This is a genomic window from Burkholderia sp. HI4860, assembly GCF_002223045.2.
Taxonomy (GTDB): domain Bacteria; phylum Pseudomonadota; class Gammaproteobacteria; order Burkholderiales; family Burkholderiaceae; genus Burkholderia.
In genome coordinates this window covers 893,147-906,349 of record NZ_NKFO02000001.1, presented here as the reverse complement: position 1 = coordinate 906,349, position 13,203 = coordinate 893,147, and the positions used below count along the sequence as shown (strand labels likewise).

At 66.6% G+C, this 13,203-nt stretch carries 11 protein-coding genes and 1 pseudogene; 10 read left to right on the top strand and 2 right to left on the bottom strand.

Annotated features, from left to right (window positions below):
• Positions 1-17: 17 nt before the first annotated feature.
• From CFB34_RS04105 to CFB34_RS04085, 5 genes are all read left to right on the top strand, one after another.
• Complete coding sequence (locus tag CFB34_RS04105) at positions 18-1,277, top strand: extracellular solute-binding protein (protein WP_089443749.1); 1,260 nt, start codon at positions 18-20, stop codon at positions 1,275-1,277.
• 54 nt (positions 1,278-1,331) lie between these two features.
• Positions 1,332-2,285: a sugar ABC transporter permease gene (locus CFB34_RS04100; protein ID WP_089443748.1), complete on the top strand. Its 954-nt coding sequence runs from the start codon at positions 1,332-1,334 to the stop codon at positions 2,283-2,285.
• A gap of 17 nt (positions 2,286-2,302) precedes the next feature.
• The gene (locus tag CFB34_RS04095) at positions 2,303-3,154 is read left to right on the top strand and encodes a carbohydrate ABC transporter permease (protein WP_089443747.1); all 852 of its coding nucleotides are present in this window, start codon (positions 2,303-2,305) and stop codon (positions 3,152-3,154) included.
• A gap of 201 nt (positions 3,155-3,355) precedes the next feature.
• Complete coding sequence (locus CFB34_RS04090; RefSeq protein ID WP_089443746.1) at positions 3,356-3,943, top strand: AAA family ATPase; 588 nt, start codon at positions 3,356-3,358, stop codon at positions 3,941-3,943.
• 103 nt (positions 3,944-4,046) lie between these two features.
• Entirely contained in the window at positions 4,047-4,664 is a 618-nt protein-coding gene (locus CFB34_RS04085; protein WP_089443745.1) for a LysE family transporter, read from the top strand.
• 112 nt (positions 4,665-4,776) lie between these two features.
• On the opposite strand, the pseudogene CFB34_RS04080 reads toward CFB34_RS04085, so the two are convergent.
• Positions 4,777-5,214 (bottom strand): annotated as a pseudogene (locus CFB34_RS04080) (DUF6306 domain-containing protein); the annotation flags it as partial.
• A 280-nt stretch (positions 5,215-5,494) separates the two neighbouring features.
• Positions 5,495-6,265 (bottom strand): transcriptional regulator GlcC, encoded by a 771-nt coding sequence (glcC, locus tag CFB34_RS04075; RefSeq protein WP_089443743.1) that lies wholly within the window; start codon positions 6,263-6,265, stop codon positions 5,495-5,497.
• A 224-nt stretch (positions 6,266-6,489) separates the two neighbouring features.
• Between glcC and glcD the strand changes: the two genes are divergently transcribed.
• From glcD to CFB34_RS04050, 5 genes are read left to right on the top strand one after another with little or no spacing between them, the layout of a single operon-like run.
• A complete protein-coding gene (glcD, locus tag CFB34_RS04070; RefSeq protein ID WP_089443742.1) occupies positions 6,490-7,989 on the top strand; it encodes a glycolate oxidase subunit GlcD in 1,500 nt (499 codons plus the stop codon).
• Positions 7,989-9,065: a glycolate oxidase subunit GlcE gene (gene glcE / locus CFB34_RS04065; RefSeq protein ID WP_089443741.1), complete on the top strand. Its 1,077-nt coding sequence runs from the start codon at positions 7,989-7,991 to the stop codon at positions 9,063-9,065. Before glcD ends, glcE begins: the two co-directional genes overlap by 1 nt.
• Positions 9,066-9,088: 23 nt before the next feature.
• A complete protein-coding gene (gene glcF / locus CFB34_RS04060) occupies positions 9,089-10,309 on the top strand; it encodes a glycolate oxidase subunit GlcF (RefSeq protein WP_089443740.1) in 1,221 nt (406 codons plus the stop codon).
• A gap of 20 nt (positions 10,310-10,329) precedes the next feature.
• On the top strand, positions 10,330-10,734 hold the full coding sequence (locus CFB34_RS04055; RefSeq protein ID WP_089443739.1) for a heme-binding protein: 405 nt from the start codon (positions 10,330-10,332) through the stop codon (positions 10,732-10,734).
• A gap of 43 nt (positions 10,735-10,777) precedes the next feature.
• The gene (locus CFB34_RS04050) at positions 10,778-12,952 is read left to right on the top strand and encodes a malate synthase G (RefSeq protein WP_089443738.1); all 2,175 of its coding nucleotides are present in this window, start codon (positions 10,778-10,780) and stop codon (positions 12,950-12,952) included.
• The last annotated feature ends 251 nt before the right edge of the window (positions 12,953-13,203 follow it).

The following is a 13,203-nucleotide window of genomic DNA, read 5'->3' as shown; positions in this document are numbered from 1 at the left end:
CAGGACTGGAGACACGTATGACCCATCGCCCCCTTCGCACCGCCGCCCGGCTCGCCACGGCCGCCGCTGTCGCACTGGCATCGCTCGGCATGACGGCGCCCGCCGATGCCGGCACGCTGACGATCAACATCGCGTTCAAGGGCGCCAGCCAGCGCGCGGTCTGGCAGTCGACGATCGAAGCGTTCCACAAGGCGCATCCCGACATCGACGTGAAGGCGACCTTCGTCGACGAGGAAGCGTACAAGGTGCAGCTCCCCGCCTGGCTCACGACCGTCGCACCGGACGTCGTCAACTGGCACGCGGGCGAACGGATGGCGTACTACGCGAAGCGCGGGCTGTTCGAGGACCTGAGCGGCGACTGGACGAAGAACGGCTGGGGCGCGATGTACGCGTCGACGCGCGACGCATCGTCATACAACGGCAAGCAGTACGCCGCGCCGACCGTCTACTACTCGTGGGGGCTGTTCTACCGCAAGGATCTGTTCCACAAGGTCGGCATCGCCGACGAGCCGAAGACGTGGGACCAGTTTCTCGACGCGTGCAAGAAGCTGAAGGCGGCCGGCATCACGCCGATCGCGGTCGGCGGCCGCGACGCATGGACGCTCGCCGGCTGGTTCGACTATCTCGACCTGCGCGTGAACGGCAACGTGTTCCACCAGCAGCTGATGGCCGGCGACGTGCCGTACACCGACCCGCGCGTGAAGAAGGTCTACACGACGTGGAAATCGCTGATCGACGCGGGCTACTTCATCGACAACGCGCTGTCGTACGATCTCGACGGCGCGCAGCCGTTCCTGTTCCAGGGCAAGGCCGCGATGATGCTGATGGGCACCTTCATCGCGGCGGGCTTTCCGCCGAACGTGAAGCAGGAAATAGGCTACTACCGCTTCCCGATCATCGACCCGAAGGTACCGACCGCCGAGGACGGCCCGGTCGAATCGCTGCACATTCCGGCGAAGGCGAAGAACAAGACCGACGCGCACACGTTCCTCGCGTTCGTCGAAACGCCCGAGATGGGCGCGAAGCTCGCGGAGGGGCTCGGTTCGCTGTCGGCCAACAGCAAGTCGCCCGAGCCGGCCGATCCGATCTCGCGCATCGGCTTCCGGATCCTTGCGGACACGAAGGGCGGCGTCGCGCAGTTCTACGACCGCGACATGACGAAGGAAATGGCGGACGAGGGGATGAAGGGCATGCAGCAGTTCGTCGCGAATCCCGCGCAGCTCGATACCGTGCTCGCGCAACTCGAACAGACCCGCAAGCGCATCTACAAGAAGTGACCGTGTGACTCAACCGGCGGCCCCGTGCCGCCGTGCCCGTTCAGGAGGCTTGCCGTGTCCAGTCCGATCACGTCCCCCCCGCCCGCCGGCGCGGGCGCCGCGCCGCCGCCGCGCAGCGCATCCGCCGCCACCGCCCTGCCCGCGCGTCGCCCGTCGCCTGCCGTGCGGCGGCAACAGCGCGCCGCGTGGCTCTTTCTCGCGCCGGCCTGCGCGATGGTGGCCGTCTATGTGATCTGGCCGATCCTGTCGACGCTGTGGCTGAGCCTGTACAACTGGGACGGGATGACCGAGCGCACCTTCGTCGGGGTCGCGAACTACGTCGAACTGCTGCATGCGCCGACGTTCTACACCGCGCTGCGCAACAACGTGATCTGGCTCGCGCTCTTCATGCTCGCGCCGCCGCTCGGCCTCGCGCTCGCGTTGTACCTGAACCAGGCGGTGGCCGGCATCCGGCTCGTGAAGTCGCTGTTCTTCGCGCCGTTCGTGCTGTCCGGCGTGGTCGTCGGGCTGATCTTCTCGTGGTTCTACGATCCGACGTTCGGCCTGCTCGCGCTGATCGCCGGGCACGGTATCCCGGTGCTCGGCGACGCGCGCTACGCGACGTTCGGCATCGTGTTCGCCGCGCTGTGGCCGCAGACCGCGTACTGCATGATCCTGTACCTCACCGGCCTCACGTCGCTCAACCCGGAACAGATCGAAGCCGCCCGGATGGAAGGCGCGCGCGGCTTCGCGCTGCTGTGGCACGTCGTGCTGCCGCAACTGCGGCCGACCACCTTCATGGCGATCGTCGTCACGGTGATCGGCGCGCTGCGCAGCTTCGACCTGATCTCGGTGATGACGAGCGGCGGCCCGTTCGAGAGCTCGACCGTGCTCGCGTATTACATGTACGACCAGGCGATCAAGTACTACCGGCTCGGCTATTCCGCGTCGATTGCGGTCGTGCTGTTCGCGATCATGCTCGTCTACATCGTGTTCCAGTTGCGCCGCCTGTTGCGCAACGAGCAATAACCTGACCGGTGGCCATCATGTTTCCGACTCCCGTTGCCCAATGGAAGCCTGTCTCGCGCAGGCTGTACAAGTTGTCGCTGCCGGTTGCGCTGCTGATCTGGCTGTTGCCGATGATCGCCGTGTTCATCACGTCGGTGCGCTCGACCGAGGAACTGGTCGAAGGCCACTACTGGGGCTGGCCGCGGCACTTCTCGATGATCGAGAACTATCGCGACGCGCTGACGACGTCGCCGATGCTGCATTACTTCTGGAACAGCGTGCAGATCACGGTGCCTTCAGTTGTCGGGGCGATTGCGCTCGCGGCGATGGCCGGCTTTGCGCTGGCGACCTACAAGTTTCGCGGGAGTACGGCGCTGTTCGGGACGTTCGTTGCCGGTAACTTCGTGCCGGTGCAGGTGTTGATGATTCCGGTGCGGGATCTGTCGCTCAGGCTCGGTGTGTTCAATACCGTCGAGGCGCTGATTCTGTTTCATGTCGCGTTCCAGACCGGGTTCTGCACGCTGTTCCTGCGCAACTTCATCAAGCAGTTGCCGTTCGAGTTGATCGAGGCGGCAAGGATCGAAGGGGCGGGGGAATGGACGGTGTTTTACCGGATCGTGCTGCCGTTGATTCGGCCCGCGCTGGCCGCACTGGCGATTCTCGTTTTTACGTTCGTGTGGAATGACTACTTCTGGGCGCTGTGTCTCACGCAAGGGGATGAAGCCGCGCCGATTACCGCTGGCGTTGCCGCACTGAAGGGGCAATGGACGACGTCGTGGAACCTCGTGTCCGCCGGGTCGATCCTGGCGGCGTTGCCGTCCGTCGCGATGTTCTTCGCAATGCAGAAGCATTTCGTGGCGGGGCTGACGTTCGGTGCGACCAAAGGTTAAGCACGCGGCCACGCTTATTCGTATCTCCCCCTCCGCATCGTGAGGTTGCCCGCTTCGGCGGGCTTTTTTTGTTGGCGTAAATTGACTGGGAACGCGGTATATGCCGCTCATTTTCAACCGCAAGCAGCCGTTCGACATCGCATCTCGGTTCGCCGACAATTGAGCGCCGCCTGCATTCACGGACCACTGACGGGTACCTCTATGCCGATCACGGAATTGCCGCATCGACCATACGGGGCCGTCGTTGTGCTCAACGGTCCGAGTAGTGCAGGAAAAAGTACGCTGGCCAGGTATTTATGCGAGAACTTGATTGAGCATCATTTGCACGTGGAGTTGGACGTGTTCCGACACATGGAGCCAGCAAACTACTGGGAAGTTGAGAAGCAGGAGATAGAGATTCGTATGGCCGCGCTGTGCCGAGCAATCAATGCCACTGCCGCGACTTTTTCCAGGCATGGTCAGCCAGTGATCGTTGACCATGTCCTTTCATCCGATGCATGGCACTACATGCTCGAAGACTTGGTCGGTCTCCCGGTCTTCATCGTCGGAGTCTTTTGTTCGCTCGAGATTCTGATCGAGCGCGAGCTTGCCCGTGGCGACCGTAAGATCGGATTGGCAAAGTCTCAATTCCACTCGATTCATGCTGACCGGCACTACGATCACGTCATCGATACGTCGTTTACAAACGCACTCGAGTGCGGCCAGTCCGTACTGGCATGGTTGCGGACTCGACCCAACCCCACTGCATTCTCGAAAATGCGTCAGCAATTTTTCGGCAACGCAAAGTAGCCAGATGTCGGCTGCCACCAGCGGTCCGTCGTGAATTGCTTCAGAATACCGGCTGATGAAGCAACGCCATGTTTTGTACGACCCCATTTCAGTGAGGCGTCAAATGGTTGATTGGTCTGCTATTGCGACGGTCGCTTCTGTCTATGCTGCAGGGGCCGTCGTACCCGGGCCGAACTTCGTCGCAATCACTCACAAGGCGGTAACTGGCACACGGGCCGATGCGCTCGCGCTTGTCGCCGGAATCGTGACGGTAAATCTGTTCTGGGCGACTTGCGCCATCCTGGGTCTCGGAATGGTGTTCGCCATTTTCCCGTGGCTCGCTGTCGGCGTCAGGCTTGCTGGCGCGGCTTATCTGATCTGGTTTGGGCTACGGCTCGTTGCGTCGGCACGTTCAACCCCGCCAGCGTCACGTCACCCAACGAAGGCGCCGCTGTTTCGCAGCGCGTTCCTGCAAGGCATCGCGACAAATATCGCGACCCCGAAGTCCATCGCCTTTTATGCGGCGGTGTTTTCCTCAGCGGTACCCTCCCATGTTTCCACGCCGACGTTCGTCGCAATGCTGGCTACTGTCGGTGCATCGGCGACGTGCTGGTACGGAGCAGTCGCGCTCGTTCTGTCGCACGCGGCGATCGCGACCGCATATCGTCGCGCGAAGGCGTGGATCGACCTCACATGTGGCGGGCTCATGATTGCGCTGGGAATCCGGCAGGCATTTCGTTGAACACTGCGCCCGGCGGAATCAGTCTGAACGGCCGCGTTGCATATGGGCGACCGTTCCTTGCGGGTCCGACATCTGCGGGCATCCGCAAACAACGTCTTTCGCACCACCGTCGCTATGGCGCACTCGGGCCACCACCCTTGATCCGCAGTTGCACATCAATCGACCCGATGTTCTTCTCATGCGACACCAGCATCTGCGTGAGCGCATGGTGCATGTCGGGCTGCGCCAGCGTCGGCAGCAACGCCTGCAGCTTCCTCACCACCCAACGCTGCCCACGATTCAAGAACGCCAGCCGCTCCGGCAGACCATCAATCGCCATCGCCTTCTCATAGAACGCCCCGGTAGCGTGCGTCGGCGTCGCATCGAGCGACCGAATCGCGTCGACCAGCACCGCACACCAGTGCGCCTCATCCTGGCGAATCCCAGCCACGAGCCGACGAAGTTCGGGATCGTCGATTTCCGCCGCCGTCTCCGACGCAACCCGCGCACCTGCGCGCTCGGCTTCCAGCAGCTCGTTCAGCAACGTGAGCAACGCGTCGCGCTGCGCATCCACGGATTCGTCCCCTGCTTTGGCGGGACGGGCGTCGTGCCCGTCGTCGTGGGTCCGGTTCGACATGCGATGTCCTCCGTTTCGGGAAGCGTGGCGCACCGGTTCGTCCGGCGTGGTTCCGTCAGGCACTGCACACACGACGGCATCCACGCATCACGGCAGGCAGCAGCGGGGCCACACGAAGAATGGCTCACAGTCTGACATGGCCCTGTGACACGCGTCTGCAGACGACCCACTGTGCGTGATGCGCATCAACACACACCGCCACGCACAGCCGACCTCAAGTCCACCCTTCGAGCCTCAGCGTCGACCGCACCAACCGCTGCTCCTCCTGCTCGATCTCCCGCAGATACTCGACGCATTGCCGGATATGCTCGCTCGCCGCCTTGCGCGCCTGATCGGGCAGCCGCCCCGTCACCGCGTTATAAAGCCGCGCATGCTGCCGATCGATCTGCTTTTTCAACGGCTCGCGGTGATAGAGATTGTTCACCGACGCAAACACCGAACTCAGCAACAGATCCGTCAACGACTGCAGCGTATTCACGAGCACTGGGTTATGCGACGCCTCACAGATCGCCAGATGAAACGCGTGATCGAGCTTCGCGCGCGCGGCCGGGTCGAGATCCTGCGCATCGGCCGCGGTCATCTCTTCATAGCGACGCTTGATCAGGATGAAATCGGCCGGCGTGCCGCGCAGCGCCGCGAGCCGCGCGGCCTCCGTCTCGAGCATCCCGCGCACCTCGAACAGGTCGTATAGCGTGCGCGGCTGCGAGCCGAGCAGATGCATCATCGGTGTGATCTCGCGTTGCGGGGTCAGGCTCGCCACGAACGAGCCCTTGCCGTGCGTGGTGTCGATGATCCCGCGCGCGCGCAGCAACTTCATCCCTTCACGCACGGCCGTGCGCGACACGCCGAGCTTCTCGGTCAGCCGCCGTTCAGACGGTAGCGCCTGCCCGGCCTTCAGCACGCCGTCGACGATCAGCTGCTCGATGCGCTCGGCAACGACGTCGGCCACGTTCCGCACCGGGCCCACTCGATCCTGCATTTCCATACTGGTATGACCACTTAGAAAGGATATCGGCGATTTTCCCACAACCCCTTTTATCCATTCAGTTTTACGGCGACCTACACCGCTGCTTTCCGATCGCCTCACAAAAACTGGTATGACCACATTCACCACGTCTGGACACACGCGCGCCGCCCGCCAAGAATCCCGTCCATCCGGCGCGCCGCCCATCGCGCGGTCGCCGCATGAAGGAGACGGAGACAACCCCGATGAGTTTCACCTACGACGAACGGATCGACGGCCCGCTGGCGACCGTCGGCCGCGACACACTCGTCGCCGCGCTGCACGCGGCGGCGCCCGGCCTCGACGTGCTGCACGAGCGCGAGGCGCTCAAGCCGTTCGAATGCGACGGCCTCGCCGCGTACCGCACGGTGCCGCTCGCGGTCGTGCTGCCCGACACGGTCGAGCAGGTGCGCGCGGTGCTGCGCGTCGCGGCCGCGCTCGGCGTGCCGGTGGTCGCGCGCGGCGCGGGCACCGGGCTGTCGGGCGGCGCGATGCCGCTCGAGAAAGGCCTGCTGCTCGTGATGGCGAAGTTCAACCGGATTCTCGACATCGACCCCGATGCCGGCATCGCGCGCGTGCAGCCCGGCGTGCGCAACCTCGCGATCTCGCAGGCGGCCGCGCCCTACGGCCTCTACTACGCACCCGATCCGTCGTCGCAGATCGCCTGCTCGATCGGCGGCAACGTCGCCGAAAACGCGGGCGGCGTGCACTGCCTGAAATACGGCCTCACGGTGCACAACATCCTGAAGGTCGAGATCCTGACGATCGACGGCGAGACGCTCACGCTCGGCGCCGACGCGCTCGACGCGCCCGGCTTCGACCTGCTCGCGCTGTTCACCGGCTCGGAAGGGATGCTCGGCATCGTCACGGAGGTCACCGTGAAGCTGCTGCCGAAGCCGTCGAGCGTGAAGGTGCTGATGGCGAGCTTCGACGACGTCGCGGAAGCCGGCGCGGCGGTCGCGCGAATCATCGGCGCAGGCGTGATCCCCGGCGGCCTCGAGATGATGGACAACCTCGCAATCCGCGCGGCGGAGGATTTCATCCACGCGGGCTACCCGGTCGACGCGCAGGCGATCCTGCTGTGCGAGCTCGACGGCTCGCCGACCGACGTCGACGAAGACGCCGAACGCGTCGCCGCGCTGCTGCGCGACGCGGGCGCAACCGAGATCCGCGTCGCACGCGACGAAGCCGAGCGCCAGCGCTTCTGGGCCGGCCGCAAGAACGCATTCCCGGCAGTCGGCCGCATGTCGCCGGACTATTACTGCATGGACGGCACGATCCCGCGCCGCGAGTTGCCGCGCGTGCTCGAAGGCATCGCCGCGCTGTCCGCCGAATACGGGCTGCGGGTCGCGAACGTATTCCACGCGGGTGACGGCAACATGCACCCGCTGATCCTGTTCGACGCGAACCGGCCCGGCGAACTCGACCGCGCGGAAGCGCTCGGCGGCAAGATCCTCGAGCTGTGCGTCGCGGCGGGCGGCAGCATCACCGGCGAGCATGGCGTCGGCCGCGAGAAGATCAACCAGATGTGCGTGCAGTTCAATGCCGACGAGATCACTTTCTTCCACGCGGTGAAGGCCGCGTTCGATCCGCAGGGCCTGCTAAATCCCGGCAAGAACATCCCGACGCTGCACCGCTGCGCCGAATTCGGCGCGATGCACGTCCATCACGGCAAGCTGCCGTTTCCCGAACTGGAGCGCTTCTGATGCGACGCGAAATCGAATCGATCGACGACAGCGCGGCGCTCGTCGCGCAGGTCGACGCGGCGATCCACGATCGCCAGCCGCTGCACATCCGCGGCGCCGGCACGAAGGCGTTCCTCGGCCGCCCCGTCGAAGGCCGCACGCTCGACGTGCGCACGCATCGCGGCGTCGTGTCGTACGACCCGACCGAGCTCGTCGTCACCGCACGCGCGGGCACGCCGCTCGCCGATCTCGAAGCGATGCTCGACGCGGCCGGCCAGATGCTGCCGTGCGAGCCGCCGACGTTCGGCGGCACGGCAACGGTCGGCGGCATGTTCGCGGCGGCGCTGTCGGGCCCGCGCCGCCCGTGGGCCGGCGCGGTGCGCGACTTCGTGCTCGGCTGCCGCGTGATCACCGGCCACGCGAAGCACCTGCGCTTCGGCGGCGAGGTGATGAAGAACGTCGCGGGCTACGACGTCTCGCGGCTGCTCGCAGGCAGCTTCGGCTGTCTCGGCGTCGTGACCGAGGTGTCGTTGAAGGTGCTGCCGAAACCGCGCGCGACGGGCGATCTCGCGTTGCAGCTTGGCGTGGACGAAGCCGTGCAGCGCGTTGCCGCATGGCGTCGCGCGGGGCTGCCGCTCGCGGGCGCATGCCACGCGGACGGCGTGCTGCACGTGCGGATCGAAGGCGGCGAGGGCTCGGTGAAGGCCGCGCGCGACACGATCGGCGGCGAGCGCATGGATGATCGCGACGATGCGTTCTGGGCTCGGCTGCGCGACCTGGCGCTGCCGTTCTTCGACGATCCGCGCCCGCTGTGGCGCGTGTCGGTGCCCGCCTCCGCACCGCTCGACGCCTTGCCCGGCGCGCAGCTCGTCGACTGGGGCGGCGCACAGCGCTGGCTGAAGAGCGATACCGCGCCGGCCGACGTACAGCGGTTCGCCGCGCAGTGGGGCGGCCACGCGACCTGCTTCACCCCGGGCACGACGCGCGAGCCGTTCCAGCCGCTGCCGCCCGCGCTGCTGCGCGTGCACCGGCAGCTCAAGGCGCAGCTCGATCCGCATGCGATTTTCAATCCCGGCCGCCTGTACGCCGACTTCTGACGCGACCCGATCCCGACCCGCCGATGCAAACCAATCTCAGCGAAGCAAGCAAGGCCCTCGCCCGGGCCGACGAAGCGGAAGCGATCCTGCGCGCGTGCGTGCACTGCGGCTTCTGCAACGCGACCTGCCCGACCTACCAGGTGCTCGGCAACGAGCTCGACGGGCCGCGCGGGCGCATCTACCTGATCAAGCAGCTGCTCGAAGGCGAGCCGTGCGGCGAGCGCACGCAGCAGCATCTCGACCGCTGCCTGACGTGCCGCAACTGCGAGACGACCTGCCCGTCCGGCGTGCGCTATCACACGCTGCTCGACATCGGCCGCGCGGAAGCCGAGAAGCGCGCGCAGCGGCCCGCGCGCGAGCGCCTGCTGCGCGCGGGGCTGCGGCATGTCGTGCCGCGCCCGGCGACGTTCGCCGCGTTGCTGAAGGCCGGCCGCGCGCTGCGCCCGCTGCTGCCCGGCACGCTGCAGGACAAGATCCCGGCCGCCGTCCCTGCGGCCGCACCGCGCCCGCCCGTACGCCACGCACGGCGCGTGCTGATGCTCGAAGGCTGCGTGCAGCCGTCGCTGTCGCCGAACACCAACGCAGCCGCCGCGCGCGTGCTCGACCGGCTCGGCATCAGCGTGAGCCCGGCGCGCGAAGCCGGCTGTTGCGGCGCGACCGACTATCACCTGAACGCGCAGGAAGCCGGCCTCGCCCGCGCACGCCGCAACATCGACGCCTGGTGGCCCGCGATCGAAGCCGGCGCGGAAGCGATCGTGCTGACGGCGAGCGGCTGCGGCGCCTTCGTCAAGGAATACGGCGACCTGCTGCGCTCCGACCCCGTCTATGCGGAGAAGGCGCAACGCGTCAGCGCGCTCGCGCGCGATCTGGCCGAGGTGATCGCGGCCGAGCCGCTCGACGCGCTGGCCGGGCCGACGCCACGCCGCATCGCGGTGCATTGCCCGTGCACGCTGCAGCACGCGCAGCGCCTCGGCGGCGCGGTCGAACGCATCCTGACGCAGCTCGGCTTCGATCTGACGAATGTCGCCGACGGCCATCTGTGCTGCGGCTCGGCCGGCACGTATTCGCTGACACAGCCCGCACTCGCGACGAAACTGCGCGACAACCGGCTCGACGCGCTCGAAGCCGCGCGGCCGGACCTGATTGTCACGGCCAACGTCGGCTGCCAGACTCACCTGAACGGCGCGGGCCGCACGCCCGTGCGCCACTGGATCGAGCTCGTCGACAACCACCTCGTCAACTGACCGGATTCCGGAGGATTGCCATGCAGACGAAACCCGAACTCGAACTCGCCGATGCCGACCGCATGCTCGCCGCCGCCCGCGCGGAAGCGGAGCGCCACGGCTGGGCGGTGTCGATCGCCGTCGTCGATGACGGCGGCCACCTGCTCGCCTTTGCGCGCCTGGACGGTGCATCGCCGGCCAGCACGTATATCGCGCAGGACAAGGCGCGCGCGGCGGCGCTCGGCCGGCGCGAGACGAAGGCGTATGAGGATATGATCAACGGTGGCCGCACCGCGTTTCTCAGCGCGCCGCTGACGGGGTTGCTCGAAGGCGGCGTGCCCGTCACGGTCGGCGGCCGGATCGCGGGCGCGATCGGCGTGTCTGGCGTAAAGTCCGAACAGGACGCGCAGATCGCCCGCGCCGGCACACAAAGCGTCGCAGCGTAACCAGCCAAAGCCGCGCGCGATTTTTTCCCCGGGAGGATTAACGATGATCGACCAAGCAGGACTGCAAGTCGCGCCAGCGCTGAGCCAGTTCATTGAAAACGAAGCGCTGCCGGGCACCGGCATCGACAAGGCCGCGTTCTGGAGCGGTTTCTCGGCCCTGGTGCACGACCTGGCGCCGCGCAACCGCGAGCTGCTCGCGGAACGCGACCGCCTGCAGCAGGAACTCGACGCCTGGCACCGTGCGCACCCCGGCCCCGTGCGCGACCACGCCGCGTATCGCGCGTTCCTCGAACAGATCGGCTACCTCGTGCCGGCCCCGTCGAACGTCGCGGCAGCCACCGCGAACGTCGACAGCGAGATCGCCACGCAGGCCGGCCCGCAGCTCGTCGTGCCGCTGTCGAACGCGCGCTACGCGCTGAACGCCGCGAACGCCCGCTGGGGCAGCCTGTACGACGCGCTGTACGGCACCGACGCGCTGCCTGAAGACGGCGGCGCCGAACGCACCACGGCCTACAACCCGACGCGCGGCCAGCGCGTGATCGACTACGCGCGCAACGTGCTCGACAACGCGGCGCCGCTCGCGAGCGGCTCGCACCGCGACGCACTGCGCTACCGCGTGCAGGACGGCCAGCTCGCCGTCGAAACCGCGAAGGGCATCGTGGGCCTCGCGCAGCCGGCGCAGTTCGTCGGCTACCAGGGCGCGGCCGACGCGCCGTCCGCGATCCTGCTGAAGCACAACGGCCTGCACCTCGAGATCCAGATCGACGCGTCGACGCCGATCGGCCGCGCCGATCTCGCGAACGTGAAGGACGTCGTGCTCGAAGCCGCGGTCAGCACGATCATCGACTGCGAGGATTCGGTCGCGGCGGTGGACGCGGAAGACAAGGTCCAGCTCTACCGCAACTGGCTCGGCCTGATGCAGGGCACGCTGGTCGAGGAAGTCGCGAAGGGCGGCAAGACCTTCACGCGCCGCCTGAACGCCGATCGCGAGTACACCACGCCTGCCGGCGGCACGCTGTCGCTGCACGGCCGCTCGCTGCTGTTCGTGCGCAACGTCGGCCACCTGATGACCAACGGCGCGGTGCTCGACCGCGACGGCAACGAGATTCCGGAAGGGATCCTCGACGGCGTCGTCACCGTGCTGTGCTCGCTGCACGACCTGAAGGCGAGGCGCAACTCGCGCACCGGCTCGATCTACATCGTGAAGCCGAAGATGCACGGCCCGGTCGAAGTCGCGTTCGCCGATACGCTGTTCGCGCGCATCGAGGATCTGTACCACCTGCCGCGCAACACGCTGAAGATGGGCATCATGGATGAGGAGCGCCGCACCAGCGTGAACCTCGCCGCATGTATCGCCGCGGCCGCCGCACGCGTGGCGTTCATCAACACCGGCTTCCTCGATCGCACCGGCGACGAGATGCACACCGCGATGGAAGCGGGCCCGATGATCCGCAAGGGCGACATGAAGTCGTCGGCGTGGATCCAGTCGTACGAGCGCAACAACGTGCTCGCGGGCCTGTCGGCCGGCCTGCGCGGCCGCGCGCAGATCGGCAAGGGCATGTGGGCGATGCCGGACCTGATGCACGCGATGCTCGAGCAGAAGATCGCGCATCCGCGCGCCGGCGCGAACACCGCATGGGTGCCGTCGCCGACCGCCGCGACGCTGCACGCGCTGCACTACCACCTCGTCGACGTGCAGGCCGTCCAGCAGGAGCTCGAGAAGACGCCGTACGCCAGCGAACGCGACGCGCTGCTCGAGGGCCTGCTGACCGTGCCGGTCGTCGAGCGCGCCGCGTGGAGCGAAGCCGAGATCCTGAGCGAAGTCGAGAACAACGCGCAGGGCATCCTCGGCTACGTCGTGCGCTGGGTCGAACAGGGCGTCGGCTGCTCGAAGGTGCCCGACATCCACGACGTCGGCCTGATGGAAGACCGCGCCACGCTGCGCATCTCGAGCCAGCACATCGCGAACTGGCTGCGCCACGGCGTGATCACCGAGGCATTCGTGCTCGACGTGTTCAAGCGGATGGCGCGCGTCGTCGACCAGCAAAACGCCGGCGACCCGAACTATCGCCCGATGGCGCCCGGCTACGATCAGTCGACCGCGTTCAAGGCCGCGTGCGCGCTCGCGCTGCAGGGCACGTCGCAGCCGAGCGGCTATACCGAGCCGCTGCTGCACCAGTTCCGCCTCGCGTTCAAGGCACAGCAGCACGGCGGTTAAGCGCAGGCGTGCTTCACGAAACGGGCGGCCGCCACGGCCGCCCGTTTTTCGTTTTCACGTTCGCCCGGCCGTTGAAACAAATAATCGGCGCCTATCGCATACCTTCATTTTTCGCGTGCGTGTGTCGCTCACCGGCGGGTATCGGCGACTGCATGTCGCACGCCGCGGCCGTTCATGCCGCAAAGCCTTGTGCCACAACGTTCTGCCCGGGATTCGCAAGCACGGGATTACACGGTAATTTGATCGGGATC